Below are 23,007 nucleotides of genomic sequence, written 5' to 3'. Positions count from 1 at the left end.
CGGAGCAGTCGGTGGGTCAATGACCCACCCTACGAATTCTCGACTGCGAGAATGAACAGGAAGTGTGGAACGGCAGGCGGGGAGCCTGCTCGACAGGACCGTTTCGACGGATCGTTTTCGTGAAACTTGAAGAACTGGCAGGAAGATGCGGCGTCTGGCTCCGGGGATCCGGGCCGGAGTCCGACATCGTCGTGTCGAGCCGGATCCGGCTCGCCCGAAACCTGGCCGATTATCCGTTCATTCGCCGCTGCTCGGATCACGATCTGACCTCGATCGAGAACCACGTTCGCAGCGCGCTGCGCGACATGGAGGAGTTGTCCAGCTCGTTCTACGTCGACGTGCATGGCCTGAGCCCGCTCGACCGCCAGCTTCTCGTCGAGCGACAGCTCATCAGCCGGGAGCACGCCTCGGGCCGGGGCGCCCGGGGGGCGGCGATCGACCAGGACGAACAGTACAGCGTGATGATCAACGAGGAGGATCATCTGCGCCTGCAGGTCATGGGCAGCGGTTTCGACCTGGACGAGACCTGGCGGCAGGTCGACCGGCTGGACGACGCCCTGGCGGAGCGTCTGGCCTACGCCTTCAGCGACAATCGGGGCTATCTGACGGCCTGCCCCACGAACGTCGGCACGGGCCTCCGCGTGAGCGTAATGCTCCACTTGCCGGCGCTGGTGATCACCCGCGAGATCGAGAAGGTCTTCCGCGGACTGCAGAAGATCTCGCTGGCAGTTCGCGGACTGTACGGGGAAGGCTCCCAGGCGATGGGGGACTTTTACCAGATCAGCAACCAGATCACGCTCGGCTACACGGAGCACGACCTGATCGAGCGCGTCCGCGAGGTGGTCAACACCCTGATCGCGTTCGAGCGCAAGGCCCGGGATTACCTGCTCAACGAGAGCCAGGACAACCTGAACGACAAGGTCGCCCGGGCGTTCGAGCATCTCTGCCAGGCGAAGGATATCTCCAGCGAGGAGACGATGGCCCTTCTTTCCAGCGTGCGGATGGGGGTCAACCTCGGCCTGATTCGCAACCTGGAGATGCCGACGATCAACAAGCTGTTCATCCACACGCAGCCCGCCCACCTGCAGAAGCTCCGCGGCAACGCCCTCGACAAGCCGGGCGACCGGAACGTCGAGCGCGCGCACTACCTGCAGGAGCAGCTCAAGAGCGTCCTGGGCCCGGACGCGTCGAAGTCGTGAAGTCTGAGGCGGCTCCGGAGCGAATGAGCCTTTCGGAGATATTCGACCGCGACGGCTTTCTGGCGCTCCCGGATTTCCTTACGAACGACGCCTGCGACGCGATCGTTCGCGCGATCGACGGGCTTGCGCTCGAAGGGGCGGGAACGCGCGAAACGCTATCGCAGGATTGGTGTCGCGACGTGGAACGAGAAGTTCGTCGCGGATGCCAGGAACGGGGAGTTTTGCCGGACGGCTATGTCGCGGTGCAATGCGCCTACTTTCGCAAGTCGCCGGAGCGGAACTGGTTCGTCGCGTGGCATCAGGACCTTGCGATCCCGGTTGCAGAACGCGTCCAGAGCGCCGATCTAACGGGGTGGTCGGACAAGGAAGGCGGCTTATTCGTCCAGCCTCCTGTCGCGGTTCTGGAAAAGCTGGTCGCGGTGCGAATTCACTTGGACGAGTGCGGCGAGTCGAACGGGCCGCTGCGCGTCGTGCCCGGTTCGCATCGGATCGGGCGACTCTGCCCAGACCAGATCGCCGAATGCCGCGACGAGCGCGGCGAAGTTGTCTGCACCCTACCCCGAGGCGGAGCATTAACGATGCGGCCGCTGATTCTTCACGCCAGTTCCAAGGCGACGGGAGCTGGCGAACGTCGCGTGCTCCACTTTCTGTTCGGCCCGCCGACGTTGCCGCACGGGCTGAAGTGGCGGCTGGCGGTCTGACGGACTTCCGCTTCACGGCCAATTCCCGGTTCGGCGGAACGGCGAGGAATCGTCGCAGAGGCTGCGAAGATTTCGCGCTTGAGTACGAATACGCGTCGGGCGACTTTCGCGAGCCGCGTCGCGCTCAGCCACCTCGGTCGCTTTCTTCGCGATCCGCCGACACGTAAACTGGCGTCAACCGTTCGGCTAGGCGACGGGCGGTACGTTCTATTCCTTCTTCGCGATTCTCTATGGGTCAGCATCGCTTCAGCGCTTCCCAGAATCGCTTCAGCGTTCCGCTGGGCAGCTTGCGCATTCTGCTGTTCGCCGCGCTCTGCGTCGCCGCGATCGCGATGCCTGGCTGTTCGGGCTGTCCGCAGGTCGTTCAGCCGCGGGATGCGGCGGATGCGGACAAGACTGACGAGGAGAAGAAGGCGGACGAAGCGCGGGGCGCTTCCGACAAGGAAGACATCACGATCGGGCGCCTGCTGACGTTGCCCCATGACGAGCAGACCGCGGCGCTGAACCTGGTCAAGCCGGGGCACTGGGTCGGGGCCTATCAGGAACTGACGGCCAACAACTTCGACTTCCAGGGCGAGCTGATCTCCCGCACGGTCGATCGCAACGGCCAGCCGATCGACGTCGAGAACACCGCCTACACGATGCGGTTCCGGCAGTCGGCCGCGCTGCCGCAAGGGAAGAAGCGCTACGTCGGCGTCAGCTACTATGTGCCGAGGTCGGAGGTCGAAGAGAACAACCGCCTGTTCGTCGACAACAGTCTGCTGGAACGCCGCAGCGGTCGTCAGATCGGCGCCAGTCGCGATCCCACCACCCTGCTGCCCGACTATCAGTACCTGCTGCTGGTGTTGTCGGAGCAGCCGACGCAGTTCGCGTATCTGAAGACGCTCGACTCGATCGAGCCGCCGAACGACGAGTTTTCCGACACGCAGATTCTGCACTATCGGGTGCTGACGCCGGATCTCGAAAAGCTGGTTCCGCTCGCCGACAGCGCGCTGGCCTGGACCACGGTCGCGCATGTCGTGTGGGACGGGCTCGACCCGAACAAGCTCACGCCGCAGCAGCAGGACGCGCTGCTCGACTGGCTCCACCTGGGAGGGCAACTGGTCGTCGTCGCTCCGACGTCGCTCGACCGGCTGCGGGGCAGCTTCCTCGAACCCTTCCTTCCGGCGACGAGCGACGGAACTCGCGAACTGACCCAGGAAGATCTGGCTCCGCTCAGCGAGCAGTTCACGCTTGAAGAGAAGAAGTACCCGGACCTGAGGGGCATCCTGGTGCCTGCGGATAAACCGCTGGTCGGTTCGACGCTGGCGCTCAGCGATTCGACGCTGGCGCTCAGCAAGGGGGGCGAGTCCGTCTGGTCGCCCGGCACGGGAGAACTGGTGGCGGAGCGAAGCGTCGGACGGGGACGCGTGACGGTAACGGCGTTCAATCTGCGCGATCGGGCGCTGGTCGCGTGGCCCCACTTCGACGGTTTCTGGAACGCGGTTCTGCTCCGACGACCGGGACGGGCCTTTCAGGAGGGAGAGTACGGCGCTCCGGAAGTCGTCCACCTCGAAGAAGAGTTCCGGGGCTCCGAGGCGTCGCCGATCTACAACACGGGCGTGCGGATTTTCTCCCGCGACGTAGCGCCCGACATGAGGAAGGATCCCGAGCGGCTCTTTCCTGAGCCGACGGTTTCCGACTTCAAGCTCTATCGACAGACGGGCGTATTTCCCCGCGGTCAGTCGGGCGTCGCCGGTTGGAATGACGGCAGCGGACCGGCGCTCGCCGCGAGGCGCATGCTGCGCGAAGCCGCGGGCATCTCGATCCCCAAGGCGGATACCGTCGTCCAGGTGCTGGCGATCTACCTGATCGCGCTCGTGCCGGTGAACTGGCTCTTCTTCAAGCTGATCGGCCGGGTCGAGTGGGCCTGGGCCGCCGCGCCGGTGATCGCCATCATCGGGGCGTTCGCGGTCGTGCGCATCGCGCAGCTCGATATCGGCTTCGTGCGCAGCCGGACCGAGATCGGCGTTCTGGAAACGTCGGGCGGTTATCACCGCGGCCACCTGACGCGATACATCGCCTGCTACACGTCGCTGTCGGCGAATTACGAGTTCGCGTTCGCCGACTCGGCGGCGGTGGCGATGCCCTTCCCGCCCGAGACGGGTTATACGCGTCGCCTGACGGAAACGGCGAACGTCGTCGATTTCACTAAGGACGTGCGGGCCCGCCTGGCCGGTTACACCGTGCGGTCGAACTCGACCGGCATCGTGCACTCGGAGGAGATGCTCCCGCTGGGGGGCGAGATCGTCCTGGAGCAGGACGGCGGCAGCTATCGGCTGCGTAACGGCGCCAAGATCGTCTTGAAAGACGCGGGCGTTCTACGCCGCACCGAGGAGGGAGTCTACGAGCTCGCCGTGGTCGGCGACTCCCTCCCCGAGACGACGGTGCGACTCGACTTTCAGCCTGCGGAGGGTTCCGACGTCTATCGCGAGTGGCGGAACGCTCCCGGCTACGCAGGCCGCGTCGCGACCGAAGAGGACGAGGGGATCTCGGTGCCGATGGAGCCGCTGCGGGAGATGGCGAGCGTCGACTTCCCGCTGCGCAAAGGCGAGGTCCGGCTGGTCGCGTGGACCGATCAGGAACTGGGCGATCTGGAGATCTCGCCCGAGGCGTCGCAGGCGACGTTCCGCACGCTGGTCCTGGTTCACCTGCATACGCCGCCGCCGCCCGAGCCTCTGAGGGACGTCAATCCGCGCTCGGACATCATCGATACGAAACGTTCGACCGAGGACGAACTGAATCTCTTCGGAAACGAAGACGAGGAGGGAGAGCCCGGCGCAGAGAACGGGAATCCCGCCGCGGCTTTTCCGCCCGCTTCTCCCTGATTGTCGCGCTTTCCCGATCGAGATACTCCGCGGCTGATTGCCGCTTCACGAACCCGTCGCTGTCGCCCCCGCCGAAAGGCCGCGTTCGCTCCATGATCGAGATCACCGACTTCGGCAAAGTCTACGGCGAGTTCACCGCGGTCGAACGTCTCAACCTCACCATCGGCGAGGGAGAGATGTTCGGCTTCATCGGTCCCAACGGCGCCGGGAAGAGCACGACGATCCGCTTCCTGGCGACGCTGCTGCGTCCGACGCGGGGCGAAGGGATGGTCAACGGCTTCAGCGTCACGCAGCAGCCGATGGAGGTCCGCAAAAGCATCGGCTACATGCCGGACGATTTCGGCGTGTACGACGGGATGAAGGTCTGGGAGTTCCTCGACTTCTTCGCCGTCGCGTACAAAATCGGTCGCAGCGAACGCAAACGGGTGATCGGGGACGTGCTGGAACTGCTCGACCTGACCCACAAGCGAAACGACTACGTCAACGGTCTGTCGCGCGGCATGAAGCAGCGCCTCTGCCTGGCGAAGACGCTGCTGCACGATCCCCCCGTGCTGATCCTGGACGAACCGTCGAGCGGTCTGGATCCCCGCGCCCGGATCGAGGTCAAGGCGCTGCTGAAGGAACTCCGGCGGATGGGGAAGACGATCCTCATCTCCAGCCACATCCTGACGGAGCTGGCCGACTGCTGCACTTCGATCGGCATCATCGAGCGGGGCCAGCTTCTGATGAACGGCCCCATCGAGCAGGTCTATTCCCAGATCCGCGGCCATCGCACGGTCGAGATCAAGTTCACCTCGCAGAAGGATCTGGGCATGTCCGTGCTGCGAAGCTCGCCCTGCCTGATCAGCGTGACGGAGGACATCATGAAATGCACCGTCGAACTCAACGCCGACGACGATCAGATCGCCGCGCTGCTCCGCCAGCTACTGAATGCCGGCGTCGGCATCCGCTCGTTCGCGGAGAAGGACCCGACGCTGGAAGACGTCTTCATGATGGTGACCAAGGGCCAGGTCGCCTGATTGGACCCTGACCGGACCGCGCACGAAAAAGGCCTCCGCGTTATGCGGAGGCCTTTCGAGTTTCCCGTCATCCGATCGGCGCATGCACGTCGCCGCGACTACCGGTTGTAGGCGCCGTAGCCGGGGTGATTGAAGCTCTGCCGGAGTTGCTGCGGCTGGGGAGCTGCCGGGCGCTGCTGCTGGTAGTTCGGTCGCGCCGTCGGCTGAGCGTACGGCGGACGAGCCTGCTGGGCCTGCTGGGGCGACGTCTGCATGCCCTGCGGCGTCTGCGGCATCGTCGGCTTCAGGGGCGAGACGGCGACCGGCTCGGGCACCGGCGACGTGCAGGTGATGCCCCGCTTCTCGATGGCGACCACTTCGATCGCGGGAGCGTCCACCACGGGAGCCGGCTCCTGCATCGCCGTCGTTTCCGGCGCGGGCATCGGCATCGCGTCGATGTCGACCGCCGGCATCGGCACGGGCATCGGCGTCGGAGCCGGCGGCGCGTCGGAAGCGGATGCCGTCGGCTGCTGGGCGACCGCGAACAGGGGCGCTTCGGGCTGCTGAGCGACCTCGAAAATCGGCGCTTCGGGCTGTTCGGCGATCGCGACCAGCGGAGCTTCGGGAGGAGCGTCCGTCGCCGGCGAAGGGGGCAGCGAGAAATCGCTCTCGATCGGCGCTTCGGGGGGCTGCTCCTGGAAGACGTACGTCTCGTCCGCCGTGGGAACGGGCTGGATCGGAGTCGGCGCCGCCTCGATCGCGGGGGGCTGCTCGACGTACCAGGGAGACTCCTCGACCGAAACGAGCGCTTCAGGCGGCGTCGGTTCCGCGATCTCCGCCAGCGGCATCGGATCGGCCGGAATCGGCGCGAAGGGCATCGGCTCCAGCGGCATCGGTTCGGCCGGCATCGGCGCCAGAATCGGCATCGGTTCCAGCGGCTGGGAAATCGAGGCAAGCTGTATCGAGTCGGTCGGGCGCTTCGTCTGCACCGGGACGAAGTGAACGACGTCCGACAGGTCTTCCTTTCGCTCCTTCGCGTCCGCCTTCCGGGGCGTCAGGTAGTGGACCGGGACGATCAGAGCTCCGCCTGCGGCTAACGCCAGAACCAGGCTGAACTTGAAAACCGCTCCGGGCGGTACGTACGGTTCCGTAAGAGCCGGATCTGCATGCATCGGCGAACCTTCAGGATCTTGCTCGGGCGCGGTCGACGAACGGCTTCGGAACAGGCCGACGCCCGAGGGCGTCCTGCCATCTCGCGGAATCTGCTACCTTCGACGCTCTCGACCGCTGGCGACGAGAACGACCGAAAGCATCCGCGCGATAAATTCCGGGTCTTTGGCGTTATCGGTCAGCCGGCGGCGTCCGGGCGACGATCTTCCGACGCTTCCGATTTTTCGCTCCGTCGCAGGCGAGTCGACGGGCGCAACCCCTACAAATTCGCGCCGAAGCTTCCGCTTCGGAGTCGCATGAGAGGACTGCGGTATGAGCTGGATCGCGGACAGGGCGCGTGCCTTCGACAGCAGCGGCATTCGAAAAGTTTTCGAGATGGCCGCGACGATGAAGAACCCCATCAACCTCTCGATCGGTCAGCCCGATTTCGATGTGCCGGGGCCCGTTAAGGACGCCTGCATCGACGCCGTTCAGGGGGGCAAGAACGCCTACTCCGTCACGCAGGGAATCGCCCCCCTGCGGGAGCGCCTGACCTCGATCGTGCGGGCGGAATACGGGCACGCCGACCGGTCGCTGTTCGTCACGTCGGGGACCAGCGGCGGGCTGGTCCTGACGATGATGACCCTGGTCAATCCGGGGGACGAAGTCGTCTTCCTGGACCCTTACTTCGTGATGTACGAACCGCTCACGAAACTGGTCGGCGGCGTTCCGCGACCGGTGTCGTGCTACCCCGACTTTCGCGTCGATCTGAATCGCGTGGCGGACGCGATCAACCCGAAGACGAAGCTGCTGATCGTCAACAGCCCCGCGAACCCGACCGGCGTGATGCTGACGGAGGAAGAGGTTCGCGGCCTCGCCGAACTGGCCGCCGAGCGGAATATCGCGATCGTCTCCGACGAGATCTATCGCGTGTTCGATTACGACGGCACGTTCGTTTCGCCGGCGAAGTTCAACGACCGGGCGATCGTCATCGACGGCTTCTCCAAGAGCCACGCGATGACGGGCTGGCGGGTCGGCTGGGTCCACGGACCGGGCGAAGTCATTCAGGAGATGACCAAGCTGCAGCAGTACTCGTTCGTCTGCGCTCCGCAGCCCTGCCAGTGGGGAGCGGTCGCGGCGCTCGACGTGCCGATGGACGACTACGTCGCCGACTACCGCCGCAAACGGGACCTGATCGTCGACGGCCTGAAGGACAAGTACGAACTGGTCGTCCCGGGCGGGGCGTTCTACGTCTTCCCGAAGGCGCCGGGCGGCAACGGAACGCAGTTCGTCGAGCGTTGCCTGAAAGAGGAACTGCTCGTCATTCCCGGCAAGATCTTCTCCGGCCAGGACACCCACTTCCGCATCTCCTTCGCCGCGCCCGACGCGACGATCGAACGGGGGATCGAGGTGTTAAGGAAGCTGGTTTGAACGCTCGTCGTCAGAGGGAGTAACCCTTGATTCGCGTTCGCCATCTCAATTGCGGTACGCTCCATGCGTCGCCCTACCCCGCGGCGGCGTGCCACTGTCTGCTGATCGAAGGGGACGAGGGTCTGACGCTGGTCGATACCGGGATCGGCCTCGCTGACGTGCGCGATCCTGTGCGGCGGATCGGTCAGGCAGCGATCGACGGCGCCGGATTTCAGTTCGACGAAGCGAAGACGGCGCTGCGGCAGGTCGAATCCTTCGGACTCACGGCCGAAGACGTGCGTTATGTCGTGTTGACGCACGCGGACCCGGACCATGCAGGCGGCCTGGCTGACTTTCCTGACGCGGTCGTCCACGTGTCGGAAGAGGAACGCGACGCGATCGCGGCGACGCATCCGCGATATTCCGCCGCGCAGATCGAGCATGGACCTCGATGGCGGTCGTACGGCGCGACTGCGGAGCGATGGCTCGGGCTCGAGGTCCGCCGCGTGGAACTCGATCGCGGTGTCGAGGCGTACCTCGTTCCGCTGTTCGGCCATACGCTCGGCCACTGCGGAGTCGCCGTCCGGAGATCCGATCGCTGGCTGCTGCACGTCGGCGACGCCTACTATCTTCGCGTCGAGCTGACGGATGACGCTCACCCGGTATCGAAGCTCGCGGCGATGCGGGCCGAAAGCGATCCGCAGCGGCGGGAAAGCCTGAACGCGATTCGCCGGCTGGTGCAGGACCACGCCGGCGATGTCGAGATCTTCGGATACCACGATTTCAGCGAGTTTCCCGCCGACTGATCGACGGGAAACGCGCGCTGGCGAGCGATCGCCTACGCGTTCAGCTTCACGTCGTGGCTCGACGCGACGTTGACCCAGCAGTGGACGTGGGGGTAGCCGCGGAAGTACCAGACGAACGAGGGGCCTTCCAGGCGCCAGTTGTCCCAGACCTTGTCTTCGCCGAGGTCCTGGTCGGTGTAGAAGGCGAGCGAGCAGGCGTCGAGACCCCCCTGCTCCTTCAGGCAGGCCAGGACTTCGTCGCGATCGGACTGCCGGTAAGGTTCGATCAGCTTCTGCAGGGTCTTCTGCATGGCCTCCTTCTGATCGCCGGACATTTCCGCGACGGGCAGGCCGGGGAACTTGCCCTCCTTGCCCTGGAACTGAACCGCGCTCTCGCTGGGCGTCTTCGCGATGGCGGCACGTTCGCGCTGCTTGCCGTCGAGGACCTTGTAGACGTCGTTCGCCGCGAGCGCCTGTTCCCAGAAGACGTTGCCAGGGTGATTCGGTTCTTCGTCGAATCCGCTGGCGGCGTGGCCGTAGAAGATCGGTCCGCCGAAGGCGACGTGATCCGACGAGTTGCCGTCGCAGCGGAGCGTCATGTGGCGACCCGTCATGACGAACTCGAACTGGTTCGTGCCGGGCTGGCCGAAGATGGCGAAGCTCTGTTCATGGCCGAAGCCGCCGGCGTCGTCGTCGAGCTGCTTGTCGAATTTGGCGTGCCACTCGGGCCGAATCAGGCCCTCGAAGATGTCGCGGACGATCCCCTTCTGATCCTTCGTGTAGAAGTCGCTGACGATCGAGGGGTTGGTGATGTTCCAGTTGTTCGAGATGCGCGTGCGCAGCAGTCCGCGCTTGGGATCCATGTGATCCCAGGCGAAACAGACTTCCTTCTTCTGGGCGTCGGTCAGCGAGTCGTACAACGCCTTGACCGCGTTCTCCGGCGTCGAGACCGCCTGCGCCTCTTCGGCCCGCAGGTAGCTCGCCCCCTGGGCGGCGAGCGCGACGCCCGCGGCTGCCTTGAGAAATCCGCGACGATCGAAGTCGGAAGAAGCGGCGTCGGAACGACGTCGAGCAGTCATGGCAGGGCCCTGCGGAAGAAGGAGCGGGAAAGAAGGGTCCGCGAGCATCCCGGAATGGCCGCGGATCTTCCGTCCGTTGTAGGCTGTCGCTGGGCGCGAAGCAACGCGGAAGGCCCGATCGGAAATGAAACGGCGGCGATCAGAAGTCGGCCTTCACGTCATCGATCGTCGAGCCGTATGCGTCGATTCCATGATCCGAAAAGAGTTCTTCGCTCCATCCGCCCAGGGAATAGCGGAACTCTCCCTCTTCTCGCGAGAACGCGACGTCGACGGGCCAGCCGAGCAGCCGGTCGAAGATCGTCGGCGTCAGTTCATAGTCTTCTTCCCACCAGTTCGCGACTAACCCCTGCATGTAGTACTCGCGAACCCGAGCTCGCCAGTTCGCGAACCAATCCTGCCGCCGTTTCCAGAGCGGCCTGGCGAGCTCGATCAGTTCCTTGAGTTCGTCGATCGACTGGACGTCGAACCCGACGTTCATTTTCGTCTTTCGGTACGTCGCTTCGCCCTCGAACCGTTCGCGTTCGCGGTTCAGTCGCAAGGTTCCGAAGGTCGCGTCGCGATGGATGACCGGCTTGAGAAGCTCCTTCTTGAGCGCTTCCAGTTCGCGATCGCGCGTTCGCGGGCCAAGCTTCGACAGTTCGAATCGTTGCGGCCGAGCGTAAGTTTTGTGCCGCTGCTTCTTGTCGGGTCGCTGTCCGACGAACGAGACGACGTCCAGGCTCTCGGCGGACTTCATCAGCGTCGACAGTTTCCGCTCCGAAACGCCGCGATAGACGAGCAGCGCCGATTCCTGCACCAGCGGCCCGCCCTTCACCTTCCATGCCGCGAGGTCGGCTGAGTACGACCAGGTCTTGGCGCGGCGGTCGAACGCTCCGCCTCCCTGTCCGCCGGGTGCGATCAGGCCGACGAATTCCAGCGTCTCCCCCTCCGGCAGATCGTCGAACGAACGCACTTCGCCGGCGACCGCTATATCGGGAGCGACCTTCGCCGTCTTACGCTTCGCCGTTGCTGCTTTTCGCTTCGACGCAACTCTCTTGCCTTCCGGCGCCGCGGCTTTAGCCTTCGCCTTTTTCGGCGACGCGGACTTCAACTGCGGCTTCACAGTCGATTTCTTCGGCATGGCGAGCTTTCGTTCATTCGCGAGGAATCGGCGCTCGAACTCACTGGAAGCGATGGGCTGTCATTTTGTTGCAGGCGATCGTGCCGCTCGTTGGCAGACGGCACAGAAGAACGTCGAGCGTTGGGCCTGGACGATTCTCGTTACCGTGCCGCGGGTGCAGGTCGTGCAGCGCTGGCCTGCCTTGGCGTAGACGCGATGGCAGTTCTGGTAGGAGCCGTCCTGGTTCAACGCGTTGCGATACGTGCCGTCGCCGAGCGTGCTCCCCTCGTAGCGGATCGCCTGCTCCAGGATTCGCCGCGTCGCGTCGGCCACGCGTTTCCATTCGGCGAGCTTAAGCCGGGGGCAACGCTTCGCAGGATGGATCTTCGCCTCGTGCAGGATCTCGCTGGCGTACAGGTTGCCGATGCCGGCCACGAGCGCCTGATCAAGCAGCGCGACTTTGATCTCCCGGTCGATCTTCCCGAAGATGCGTTGAAAGTCCGTCGCTTCGAGAGCGAGCGCGTCGGGACCGATGCGGCCATGCCGCGAAGCGAGAAGCGCCGCTTCGCTCGCGAACCAGGAGAACGTCCCGATCCCGCGGCGATCCCAGAAGGCAGCTCGGTCGGCAGCGCCGCCGGAGAGATGCAGGACGAGCCGCAGATGCTCTTCGGACGGAGGGTCCGCGAGCAGCGCGAGGCCGGTCATGCGCGGCTCGAAAACGAAGCGGCTGCCGTCGTCGAACGCGAGGATGATCCGTTTCCCGACGCGTCCCACCTCCACGATCGTTCGCCCCGTCAGTCCGGCGAGGGCCGCGTCCCAACTCGGTTCGCAGACGGCAGGACGATAGGGGCTCGCGGGACGCTCCGCCCGAATGATTCGGCAGCCGGCGATGGACGCGATCCCTCGCCGCATGGTTTCGACTTCGGGAAGCTCAGGCATCGGCGGGCGATCTGCTACTCTTTTAGAATCGGTCCGGAACGTCGGCATCCTGCCTCCTTCCGTACGTTTCGGCTCCGCAAACAAAGGACTTTGCGGAGCCGCAGCGACCTTCCATGGTCGCGGTCGAGGCTAAACAGATAGCCTCTAAATCACGGTCGACGCGAGGCGATGCGACCGGACTTCTCCGACCTTTCGAGCCTTGCATCATGACGACTGCCGCGGATTACGAGAAGCTGGGCGTCTTCTACCTGGGGAGAGAGAAAGCGGAAGAGCCGGATGCGGCTGCGAACGTCGACGGGGGCGCCGATCGACCGCTACTGTACGACTCCAAGGATCTGACGACGCATGCCGTGATCGTCGGCATGACGGGGAGCGGCAAGACGGGTCTCGGCGTCGTACTGCTGGAAGAGGCGGCCATCGACGGCATTCCCGCGATCGTGATCGACCCCAAGGGGGACATGCCGAATCTGGCGCTGCGGTTTCCGCAGCTTCGCGGCGAAGACTTCGCCCCCTGGGTCGAAGCGGGCGAAGCCGCTCGTGCAGGCAAGACGCCGGACGAACTGGCCGCTGCCACGGCGACGAAGTGGAAGGAGGGCCTCGCCCAGTGGGACCAGACGCCCGATCGCATCGAGCGCCTGAAGAGCGCGTGCGACGTCGTCGTCTACACGCCGGGCAGCGACGCGGGCGTTCCGCTGACCGTACTCCGTTCGCTCACCGCGCCGCCGAAGGAAACGCTGTCGAGCGCCGACGACTTCCGCGACCGCGTCTCGTCGACCACGGCGAGCCTGCTGGGGCTGCTCGGGATCGAGGCCGATCCGCTGACCAGTCGGGAGCATATCTTTCTGGCCTCGGTGATCGACGCGGCCTGGCGGTCGGGTCGCGATCTCGACCTGCCGCGGCTGATCCGTGAGATCCAGCAGCCGCCGTTCGATCGTCTGGGGGCGATGGACCTGGAATCGGTCTATCCCGCGGCGGAGCGGGCGACGCTCTCGATGACGCTGAACAATATCCTGGCGTCGCCCGGCTTTTCCGGCTGGATGCATGGCGAGCCGCTGTCGATCCAGCGACTGCTTTACTCGCCCGAGGGGAAGCCGCAACTGGCGATCGTCAGCATCGCGCATCTCTCCGAGCGCGAGCGGATGTTCTTCGTGACGATCCTGCTGGGCGAACTGGTGAGCTGGATGCGAACCCAGTCCGGCACGTCGAGCCTGCGGGCGATTCTGTATATGGACGAGGTCTTCGGCTACCTGCCGCCGACCGCGAACCCGCCCTCGAAGCTGCCCATGCTGACGCTGCTGAAGCAGGCCCGCGCGTTCGGCGTGGGGCTCGTCCTGGCGACGCAGAACCCGGTCGATCTCGACTACAAGGCGCTCTCGAACGCCGGCACGTGGTTTCTCGGGAGGCTTCAGACCGAGCGGGACAAGCTGCGCGTGCTGGACGGCCTCGAAAGCGCCGCCGCGGGCGCGTCGTTCGACCGTAAGCAGATCGATCGCATCCTCTCGGGCCTTCCGCAGCGAACGTTCGTAATGAACAACGTCCACGAAGATGGCCCCGCGTTGTTTCAGGTGCGGTGGGCGCTCAGCTATTTGCGCGGCCCGCTGACCCGCGACCAGATCGCGAAGCTCTCTCGCGAGCGCAAGGCGGCGACCGTCGAAGACGAGAACGCCTTGCCCGCGACGATGACCGACAAGTCCGTGATGGCGGCGTCCGTCATCGATCTGGAACCCGTCGGCGGCCATGCGTCGGCTCCCGCCGCGTCTCCGCCGGGCGAATCGGGGGAACCGCCGCTCCTGCCGACCGGCGTGACGCAGCAGTTCGTCCGCCCGACGCGTACGCTGGAGAAGGGGCGCCCTGTCGCCTACCGCCCTGCCCTGCTCTTCCGCGGGAAGATGCATTTCGTGGATGCGAGGAAGGGGATCGATCTCTGGCAGGAGCGGACGCTCGTTCTGCCCGTCGCGGCGGATTTTTCCGAACCTGATTTTGACGAAGGTCAGGCGGTCGAAGGCCAGTCGCTCACTTTGGAAGATTCGCCCCTGCCGGGCGCCCGCTTCGACGAATTTCCCGCGGCCTGCGGGAACAAGAAGAAGCTGACTTCGTGGCGGACCGCGTTCAAGAACCGTCTGTACGAGACGGAGCGCCAGTCGCTCTGGCTCTGCCCCGATCTGAAGGTCTGGTCGAAGCCGGGCGAGACGGAGGGCGACTTCCGCGTCGCGCTCGCGCAGCAGGCCCGCGAGGTCCGCGACTCGGCGGTCGAAAAGTTACGAGCCAAGTACAAGAGCAAACTGGAAACGGCGGGCGACCGCATCGTCCGGGCGGGACAGCGGGTCGAGGTCGAGAAGCAGCAGGCGAACACGGCCACGTTCTCCGCATTCGCGTCGGCAGCCTCCTCCGTCTTCGGCGCCTTGCTGGGGCGAAAGGTTCTGTCCCAGACGAACCTGTCGAAGGCCTCCACCGGCATGAAATCCGCCGCACGGGCCTGGGACCAGCGATCCGACATCGGGCGAGCCGAGTCGACGCTGGAAGAAGCGAAGGCCGATCTCGCGGTGCTCGAGAAAGAGCTGGAAGCCGATCTGGCCGCCCTGAAGGAAAAGTACGACGCCGAGGCGCTGACGATCGAGCCGGCGGAGATTTCGCCGCGGAAGTCCGACCTCGACGCCGCCGACCCGCAGATCGTCTGGCTGCCGCATGTCAGCTCGCAGGCAGGGTTCGCGGAGCCGGTCTGGCAGACGGGGTAACGAAGTTTTTCGGAACTCTTCCGCAGGCGACCGCGTCGTACCTGAAGGGGCGCTCGCGCTGTGCGCGGGGCGATGAACCATGCGACTCGGCTGATCGCGGGATCGGCGAGGACCAGCGAAGGGAGCGAAACGATGACCGGCGCTGACGTTCGACGACCATTCGGAACGGGAATTCTGGCGAGGACGGCGCTCGCGATCACTGCGCTGCTGACGGGTTTCGCCCCGACGGCCCTCCTCGCGCAGGGGGTGCTGATCGAGATTCACGACGGCGATCGCTTTCGCCTGCCGCGACCATGGCCCCATCCGCATCCCGGACCCTCGCCGACGAACCGGTCCGAGCCGCCTGCGGCGTATCGCATCTCCGAACTGAGCATGAACGCCGACGTCGACGGTCAGGTCGCGAAGGTGCAGGTCTCGCAGACGTTCGAGAACACCGGCAGCCGGCAGATCGAGGCGTCGTTCTGCTTCCCCCTGCCGCACGACGGGGCGATCGACCGGATGACGTTCCTGGTCGACGGGAAGGAGTACGGCGCCGATCTGCTCGACGCCGACAAGGCCCGGCAGATCTACGAAGGCTACGTCCGCCGAAACCAGGATCCGGCGCTGCTGGAATGGGTCGGCACGGGCATGTTCCGCACGAGCGTCTTCCCGATCCCGGCAGGCGCCAAGCGAACGGTGACGCTGCGGTACACGCAGGTCCTGCGCAAGATGGCCGGCATGTCGGAACTGGTGTTGCCCCTGAGCGCGGCGAAGTACACGTCCAGGCCGATCGAGAAGGTGACGTTTCAGGTCTCGATCGATTCCGAGACGCCGCTGCGGAACGTCTACTCGCCGTCGCATGACGTCAAGATCAAGCGACCCGACGACGACCGGGCGACGGTCAAACTGGAAGAAGAGAACGTCGTCCCCTCCGAAGATTTCCGCCTGATGTTCTCCACGTCGGACGAAGGAGTCGGCGCGAGCGTCCTCTCGTATCGACCGGACGACGACGAGGACGGCTACTTCCTGATGCTCCTGTCGCCCGAGATTCCGAAGGAACATGCGGAGCGACCGAAGAAGAACGTGATCTTCGTGCTCGACCGTTCGGGCAGCATGGGGGGCAAGAAGATGGAGCAGGCGAAGGAATCGCTGCGGTTCGTTCTGAACAACCTGCGCGAAGGCGACCTGTTCAACGTCGTGGCGTACGACACCGAGGTCGAGAGCTTCGGCCAGGAGATGCAGCGGTATAACGACGAGACGCGGAAGGAGGCGCTCGGCTTCGTCGACGACCTCTCCGCAGGCGGGAGCACCAACATCAGCGGCGCGCTCAAGGCCGCCATGGCGCAGGTCCCGGACGACGATCAGCGTCCGACCTACATCGTGTTTATGACCGACGGTCTGCCGACGGCGGGCGAGACCAACGAGAACAAGATCGTCGAGATCGCCGTCGATTCGAACGAAGAGAACGCCCGGGTCTTCTCGATGGGCGTCGGCTTCGACGTGAATAGCCGGCTGCTCGACAAGCTGACGGTGAAGTGCCACGGTCAGAGCGTCTACGTCCGGCCGGACGAAGACATCGAAGCCCGCGTGTCGACGCTCTACTCCCGGATCGAGTCGCCGGCGCTGACCGATCTGAAGATCGCGTACGAGCAGAAGGGTCGGAAAGCCGAACAGGGCAAACTGGTCGGTCAGGTCTATCCCAAGGATCCGATGGACCTCTTCTCCGGCGACCAGTTGACGCTGGCCGGTCGTTACGACGACGGCGGACCGATCACGATCCGCGTAACCGGCAAGATCGACGGCAAGGAGAAGAAGTACGAATTCGAGGCGAAACTGGTCGACGAATCGAAAGACGAATCGTTCGCCTTCGTCGAGAAGCTCTGGGCCGTCCGCCGGATCGGCGAGATCATCGACCGGATCGATCTCGAGGGCAAGAACGACGAGATGGTGGACGAACTGGTCCGTTTGTCGAAGAAGCACGGCGTGCTGACGCCTTACACTTCGTTCCTGGCGGACGACATCGGAGCGGTCGACGAACTCGCGCTTCGCGGCGCGGCCAGTCGTCGCCTGGAATCGCTGTCGGAAGTTTCGGGCGAAGGGGCGTTCTACGGCCGGTCGAGCAAGGCCGATTTCAAGGGCGCCGAACGGGCCAGCCGCGAACGCGTGCAGGAACTGGCTCAGAACGGCTTCCAGTCAGGGCCGATGAGCGGGCGAGGCGGAGCCTACGGCGGCGGGTTCGGCGGCGGAATCGGAGGACTGGCGCCTCCGATGTCGGCGCCCGCGGATGCGTCCGGCGCCAACGCCGGAAGACCGGCCCCAAGTCAGCCTCGGACAGCGGGCGCGGCTCCCGCGGCGGACCGGCCGGCGCTCGCCTCTTCAGATCCTTACGCGACGCCTTACGGATCGGCATCCGGTTCGGGAGCCCAGGCGGGAGAGGCGGAAGCGTCCGGCACGGCATCTCCCGGCGGCGTGCAACTCGTGGGGGCGAAGACGTTCTATCGCCGTGACAACGCCTGGCGGGACGAGAAAGTCGCCGACGACGCGGTCGCCAAGGCGGAGAAGGTCGAGCGTTACAGCGACCGTTACTTCGAGCTCGCCCGGACGCTCGATCGCGACGCGGCGAAGTACCTGGCGCTCGAAGGCGAAGTCCTCTTCGAATGGGAAGGGAAGGTCTACCGGCTGGTCGATCCCCAATCCTGATCGGCTCTGCATCGGAACGCTGCGTATTAGGCGATGCCACGGAGGGCTTACACCCTCCGCTCGCCTGAGATCGGCGGTTTTCGGAGATCGCAATCTCTCAACGCCTCGTCCCGATTTTCCGGACGAGGCGTTTTTTCGTCCCTGCGACCGATCGAATCGGGCGGGGACGTCTTCCTTTCGTTGCCCCGCCTGCGATCGTCAGCCACAATCGAGGAGTGGACGCCAGTCGACGCGTCTTCCGTCGGCAGCTTCATTGAATCGGTACGACCTTGGGTTTTCGCGTCCAGTTTTTCGAGACGTCCTTCGCAGCCGGTTCCCGGTTCGCCCGTCTGGCCTTCGTCCTGGCCATTTCGTTCGGGACGTCGTTCGCCGGGACGCTGGCGGCTGCGCAGCCTGTCGATACGGAAATCGTCGAGACGACGGGCTCTTACGCGAAGCTGAACGTCGGATCGGAATCGGGGCTGAAAGTGGGCGAGCTCGGGTCGATGCTTGCCGTGGCGGGTCTGGGCGATCCGACCCCTGCCGTCGTCACGTCGGTCAACGCGGATTACGTCGTCGTGAAGCTCGCTTCGGGCGAGCCGCTGATCGGACAGGTCGTCCGGTTCGAACGACGGGTCCAGGACGCGGCGCCGGTCGCGGGTTCGCCCTTCTGGAAGGCGGAGGAGGTCGCTTCGTCCGGATCGTCTTCGGACCAGGCCTCTCCCGGCGACCCGTCCGACGGCCAGAACGCGGGCTCGCCTTTCTGGAAGCAGGCCGAAGCGCCGGCGGGCATCCTCAACGCGCCGGAGGCGACGTTCGAGGCGCTTCGCGACAAGAACATCGACTTCGAATATCCCAACGGCCAGCGTCTCAAAGACGCCTCGATCTCCGGCATCGAGTCGGAGAACGGTCACGTCGTGAAGCTGCGGGTGTTCGACCGCAAGGGCGACCGGTATTTGAACGTCGACCTGATCGAAATCGCGCGGATTCGCGAAGGGGAGTACGTCGTCTGGGAGAACCCGTCGCCGGCGGAGGCGAAGTCGCTCGCCGAGCGCCGTCGCGAGATCGTCCGCGAGCAGATGGAAGAGCGGGCCGCCAAGCGGACGCGGGCGATCGCAAGCATTATCGCCGAAACCGGACAGGCTTACTGGCCTGAACTGACGTCGCAGCAGCGGGCGGAGCTGATCGAGGAGGAACGGCGCTTCGCCGAGGAGGAAGTCTCCAAGCGCTTCACGAATCTCCGGCTGTACGAGACGGATCACTTTCTGTTCTTTTCGACGATCCCTCCCAAGGACGTCGGGAAGTACATCCTGCAGCTCGATCGGATGTACGACCTGCTGATCAAGATCTTTCAACTCTCGCCCAGCGCGGAAATCTTTCGCGGCAAGGGAGTCGTCTACTGCTTCGAGACGCAGAAGGAGTTCCTGATCTTCGAAAGCGAGTTTATGGGCTCCCCGACGGAGCTCAACGTGCTCGGGCTGTGCCACTGCTTCAAGAACGGGCGGACGCTGCTGGCCTGCTACATGGGGGATGACCCGATTCGTTTCGAGCATACGCTCGTCCACGAGATGACGCACGGGTTCATCCACCGCTACAAGACGCCGGTCGACGTTCCGTCGTGGCTGAACGAAGGGATCGCGGAGTACGTCGGGAAGACGCTGGTGCCGAAGTCGAAACGCGTCGACGAGTACATGGGCATCGCGCTGCAACTCGCCCGGGCCACCGGGAGGCTGGGGGCCGATCTCTTCAGCGAGGAGGTGCCTCTCGACGCGGAGGAATACGGCGCCGGCGCCGCCCTGGTGATCTTCATGCTCAAGGACCCGGAACGCTTCGTGCAGTTGTTCGAGGGGATCAAGGGAGGACTGCCCGCGGAGGAGGCGCTCGGACGGTCGTACGGCTGCGACTTCCGCGGACTGACGCAGGCCTTCGGTCGCACCGTCGGCTTGCCACGACTGAGACCGTGACGAACGGGGCGCCGCGACATGCCTCGGCGTTCTGACGTAACGCTTCGCTTGGCGTTACGCTTAGCCCTCAGGCGTCGACCGCGGACAGGGAAAGATCCAGCGGCGGCAGCTTCCCCCCCTGACTCGCTGCCCTGCTTCCCTCCCTGCACATGAGCCTTCGCATCGGTCTCGTCGGTCCCGAAGTGCCGGGGCACATGAACCCTCTGACGACGCTGGGGCGGGAACTGGCGAAGCGAGGGCATCGCGTCGCGCTGCTCGGCGGTCGACGGGGAATCGCCTGGGCGGAGCGGGCCGGCCTGGAGCATGTGCCGCTCGGGGTCCAAGGAGATCTCGATCTCGGCTTGCAGGCGGCCAATCGCGAACTGGGCGAACGGGGCAACCTCGCCGCGATGATGCAGACCGGGAAGTGCTTCGGGCTGGGAACGAAGATCCTGCTCCGCGATCTGCCGAAGGCTCTCGCGGGCGGCGCGTTCGACGGACTGGTGATCGATCAGGTGGCCCCCTCGGCGTGCGACGTCGCCGATCGAGCGGGCGTTCCCTACGTCATCGCCTATGACGCGCTCGCGGCGATCGACGATCCGCTCGCCCCGCCGCCGCCGCTCTGCTGGCGGTATCGCGACGACCTGGTCGGACGGTCGCGGAACTGGCTCGCCAAGCGACTGATTCCGCCCCTTTATCGCCGCTTCGCACAATCCGGCACGACCGGCGTCGATCCGCTGGAACTGGTGTTCCGACCCGACCGGGGTCTGGCACAGATCGCTCAGCAGCCGGAGTTCTTCGACTTCCCGCTGCAGAATCTGCCTCCCTGCTTTCACTACACGGCGCCGTGGCACGACGTCGATCGCGACGACGCGGCGATCGACTTTCCCTGGGACCGGCTCGACGGCAGGCCGCTCGTGTATGCCTCGATGGGGACGCTGCAGAATCGGCTGAGCCACGTCTTCGACGCGATTCTTCAGGCCGTGCGCGGGCTCGACGTGCAACTGGTCCTGTCGAAGGGAGGCGGCGACGCGAAATTCGCCGCCGAAGTTCCCGCGAACGCGATCGTGGTGGAGAAGGCGCCGCAACTGCGACTCCTGTCGCAGGCGCGGCTGGCGATCACGCATGCGGGGCTGAACACGGCGCTCGAATGCGTGGCGCACGGCGTGCCGATGATCTGTCTGCCCGTGACGAACGATCAGCCCGGCGTGGCGATGCGCGTCGAGCGACTGGGCCTGGGGAGCGTTCTGCCCGCGGGGCGCGTCACGCCCGAGCGGCTTCGGCGATCGCTCGTTCGGTCGCTCGCTGACGAGGCGTCGCTTGACCGGGCGAAGTCGCATCGCGAGCGACTCGCCGGAACGCATGGCCCGTCGCTGGCGGCGGACGTCGTCGAGCGGGCGTTCCTGACGAAGCGCCCGGTTCGAAGAGACGACGTCGCATCGACGACCGCGTGATCGACAACTCTCAGCGACGCGACTTGCGTTCTTTCTCGCCGACGATCGGTTCGGGAATCGGCGAATCGGAGAGCAGCGGATAGACGAAGCCGGCGACCGCGGCGCCGAGCAGCGGGGCCAGGAAGAACAGCCACAACTGGGACAGCGCTTCTCCCCCCACGAAGCATGCGGGGCCCAGGCTGCGGGCCGGGTTGACCGAGAGATTGGTGACCGGGATTCCGATCAGGTGGATCAGCGTCAGGCCAAGCCCGATCGCGATCGGCGCGAAGCCGGCCGGGGCTCGCCCATGCGTGGCGCCGAGGATGATCATCAGGAAGAAGAACGTCAGCGTGAACTCGGCCAGGAAGCCGGCGGCCATCGAGTAACCCTGCGGCGATCGGGCGCCGTAACCGTTCGTCGCGAACCCGTCCGCCAGCGAAAAGCCGTCGGCTCCCGAAGCGATTCCGTACAGCATCGCCGCGCCGAGCACGCCTCCGAGGCACTGCGCTCCGACGTACGGAAAGAAGTCCGCGAAGGGAAATCGCTTGCCGACGACCAGGCCGAGGGAGACCGCGGGGTTGAGATGGCAGCCGGAAATGTGTCCGATCGCGTAAGCCATCGTCAGGACGGTCAGTCCGAACGCGAACGAAACGCCCAGCCAGCCGATGCCGACGTCTTCCACCCCGGCGGCCAATACGGCGCTGCCGCATCCTCCGAAGACCAGCCAAAACGTTCCGAAAAATTCAGCGGCGAGACGCTTCGAGAGGGGCATGAGACGTAAGTCCGATCGAGTTATGAGAAGCGCGCGGTCCGGCGCGGCGAGCTAGACGATAGCGAATCTTCGCGCTCTCCGGATTCGGGCGCCTCCCTAAATCGTCTCGAAGCCGAGTCAAGAAACGAAAACAGCCGGCGCCCCGTGAACGGGACGTCGGCTGTTGCGTGCGCCGATTCGCGTCGCGTCAGATTCCCCTCGCGAGGAACCCTCCGCACCGGCGGACGCGGATGGACGGTCTGGCTGGGCGTTTAGTAGTAGGCTTCGGTTTCGAGTCCCAGGCGGCGCTTGAACGTCTCGAACTCGTCGAGACGTTCCTCGTTCGAGCAGTGGACGTGCTCGGCCTCGGTCAGGAAGCGAATGTCTTCGTCGCAGGCGATGCCGTGGCGTTCGAGAGTTTCCTCGAAGGCTTCCAGGTCTTCGCCGTAGACGACGAGCAGCTTGTGTTCGTCGAACTGCACTTCCAGCGACAGCGCCGGATTCAGGATCGCGATGCCGGTGCAGCCGTCGTTGAGGAGCAGATCCTCGTAATCGAGGAGCAGGCTCTTGAGCACGGGCAGGTCGATGGCCTCGCGATAGAGGTCGTCGTGTCCGGCGTCGTCGCTGCGGTGGCTGGTTTCCAGCACGACGTCGACTTCGCCGCCGAGGGGATCGAGCAGGTCGAGGAAGACCTCGAACAGGTTCTCGGCCGAGATCGCCGCCATCAGGACGGGGATCTTGCCGCCACCTTCCTTGTCGCGGTAGGCGTCGTGGCGATAGCCCTGTTGCGGGAGGACGCGGAGATCGTATGAGGGACGAATCGCGTCGGTCAGCAGAAAGCTGCTGTAGCGACGGATGCCCATGTGGGCTTCCAGGTCGCGATCGGCGAGCGTTTCGAAGCTGCTGACGTTACGGAGCGTCGCGGGATCCTGACCTTCGGCGGTCCGGAAGAACTTCCGTAGGAAGCTCATGGGAAGGGTTCCTTCGACCATAAAACCAATACGTCCTCGTTCGGCCCGCCCGAGAGGACAGCGTCTCGTCGCGTCCCTTCCCGGCCCGTTGGAACCGGTGGAGAACGCTGCGATCCGCCGCCTCTTGCGGCGATTCTGATAAACTGTAGGTCACGCTCCGCAGCGCCTGCCCGTCAGATTTCCGCGACTTCCGAATCGTCGTTTCCGCCCTGTCGAGGACGGAACGACGCGTGCGATCCGCGCGACCAGCCGGCGAAGGCCGGAAGCGCGGACGTTACGGCGGGAAAGTC

The 23,007-nt window shown here is 65.1% G+C and carries 16 protein-coding genes; 10 read left to right on the top strand and 6 right to left on the bottom strand.

The annotated features are described in order from the left end of the window. Positions 1-119: 119 nt before the first annotated feature. From SH602x_RS21355 to SH602x_RS21340, 4 genes are all read left to right on the top strand, one after another. Positions 120-1,199, top strand: a complete 1,080-nt coding sequence (locus tag SH602x_RS21355) for a protein arginine kinase (RefSeq protein ID WP_479474217.1) — start codon at positions 120-122, stop codon at positions 1,197-1,199. Further along, positions 1,196-1,900, top strand: coding sequence for a phytanoyl-CoA dioxygenase family protein (locus tag SH602x_RS21350; protein ID WP_479474216.1), 705 nt, complete (start codon positions 1,196-1,198; stop codon positions 1,898-1,900). Before SH602x_RS21355 ends, SH602x_RS21350 begins: the two co-directional genes overlap by 4 nt. A 230-nt stretch (positions 1,901-2,130) precedes the next feature. Further along, positions 2,131-4,767 carry a hypothetical protein gene (locus tag SH602x_RS21345; protein ID WP_479474215.1) on the top strand — a complete coding sequence of 879 codons (2,637 nt, stop codon included), beginning with the start codon at positions 2,131-2,133 and terminating at the stop codon, positions 4,765-4,767. A 92-nt stretch (positions 4,768-4,859) separates the two neighbouring features. Further along, complete coding sequence (locus tag SH602x_RS21340) at positions 4,860-5,786, top strand: ABC transporter ATP-binding protein (protein WP_479471083.1); 927 nt, start codon at positions 4,860-4,862, stop codon at positions 5,784-5,786. Positions 5,787-5,884: 98 nt separating this feature from the next. On the opposite strand, the gene SH602x_RS21335 is transcribed toward SH602x_RS21340, so the two are convergent. After that, positions 5,885-6,937, bottom strand: a complete 1,053-nt coding sequence (locus tag SH602x_RS21335) for a hypothetical protein (protein ID WP_479474214.1) — start codon at positions 6,935-6,937, stop codon at positions 5,885-5,887. 310 nt (positions 6,938-7,247) lie between these two features. Between SH602x_RS21335 and SH602x_RS21330 the strand changes: the two genes are divergently transcribed. After that, positions 7,248-8,345 carry a pyridoxal phosphate-dependent aminotransferase gene (locus SH602x_RS21330; RefSeq protein WP_479474213.1) on the top strand — a complete coding sequence of 366 codons (1,098 nt, stop codon included), beginning with the start codon at positions 7,248-7,250 and terminating at the stop codon, positions 8,343-8,345. Positions 8,346-8,371: 26 nt separating this feature from the next. After that, positions 8,372-9,130: an MBL fold metallo-hydrolase gene (locus SH602x_RS21325; RefSeq protein ID WP_479474212.1), complete on the top strand. Its 759-nt coding sequence runs from the start codon at positions 8,372-8,374 to the stop codon at positions 9,128-9,130. A gap of 32 nt (positions 9,131-9,162) precedes the next feature. Here SH602x_RS21325 and SH602x_RS21320 read toward each other — a convergent pair whose 3' ends face one another. The 3 genes from SH602x_RS21320 to SH602x_RS21310 form a co-directional block, all read right to left on the bottom strand. Further along, a complete protein-coding gene (locus SH602x_RS21320) occupies positions 9,163-10,188 on the bottom strand; it encodes a DUF3500 domain-containing protein (RefSeq protein ID WP_479474211.1) in 1,026 nt (341 codons plus the stop codon). A 139-nt stretch (positions 10,189-10,327) separates the two neighbouring features. Further along, the gene (locus SH602x_RS21315) at positions 10,328-11,308 is read right to left on the bottom strand and encodes a DUF2262 domain-containing protein (RefSeq protein WP_479474210.1); all 981 of its coding nucleotides are present in this window, start codon (positions 11,306-11,308) and stop codon (positions 10,328-10,330) included. 60 nt (positions 11,309-11,368) lie between these two features. After that, the gene (locus tag SH602x_RS21310) at positions 11,369-12,226 is read right to left on the bottom strand and encodes an Fpg/Nei family DNA glycosylase (protein WP_479474209.1); all 858 of its coding nucleotides are present in this window, start codon (positions 12,224-12,226) and stop codon (positions 11,369-11,371) included. A 206-nt stretch (positions 12,227-12,432) separates the two neighbouring features. Between SH602x_RS21310 and SH602x_RS21305 the strand changes: the two genes are divergently transcribed. The 4 genes from SH602x_RS21305 (at position 12,433) to SH602x_RS21290 (ending at position 21,016) form a co-directional block, all read left to right on the top strand. Continuing rightward, a complete protein-coding gene (locus tag SH602x_RS21305) occupies positions 12,433-14,961 on the top strand; it encodes an ATP-binding protein (protein WP_479474208.1) in 2,529 nt (842 codons plus the stop codon). Between the two features lie 132 nt (positions 14,962-15,093). Continuing rightward, the gene (locus SH602x_RS21300) at positions 15,094-17,640 is read left to right on the top strand and encodes a VIT and vWA domain-containing protein (RefSeq protein WP_479474207.1); all 2,547 of its coding nucleotides are present in this window, start codon (positions 15,094-15,096) and stop codon (positions 17,638-17,640) included. 269 nt (positions 17,641-17,909) lie between these two features. Then, positions 17,910-19,583, top strand: coding sequence for a gluzincin family metallopeptidase (locus SH602x_RS21295; protein WP_479474206.1), 1,674 nt, complete (start codon positions 17,910-17,912; stop codon positions 19,581-19,583). Between the two features lie 149 nt (positions 19,584-19,732). Further along, on the top strand, positions 19,733-21,016 hold the full coding sequence (locus SH602x_RS21290) for a glycosyltransferase (RefSeq protein ID WP_479474205.1): 1,284 nt from the start codon (positions 19,733-19,735) through the stop codon (positions 21,014-21,016). Positions 21,017-21,026: 10 nt separating this feature from the next. Here SH602x_RS21290 and aqpZ read toward each other — a convergent pair whose 3' ends face one another. Next, positions 21,027-21,767 (bottom strand): aquaporin Z, encoded by a 741-nt coding sequence (gene aqpZ, locus SH602x_RS21285; RefSeq protein WP_479474204.1) that lies wholly within the window; start codon positions 21,765-21,767, stop codon positions 21,027-21,029. Between the two features lie 251 nt (positions 21,768-22,018). Then, positions 22,019-22,717, bottom strand: a complete 699-nt coding sequence (locus SH602x_RS21280; protein ID WP_479474203.1) for a hypothetical protein — start codon at positions 22,715-22,717, stop codon at positions 22,019-22,021. Positions 22,718-23,007: the final 290 nt, after the last annotated feature.

This window comes from Lignipirellula cremea (assembly GCF_056501455.1).
The sequence above is the reverse complement of the archived record's forward strand: the minus strand, read 5'-3'. Positions and strand labels throughout refer to the sequence as shown.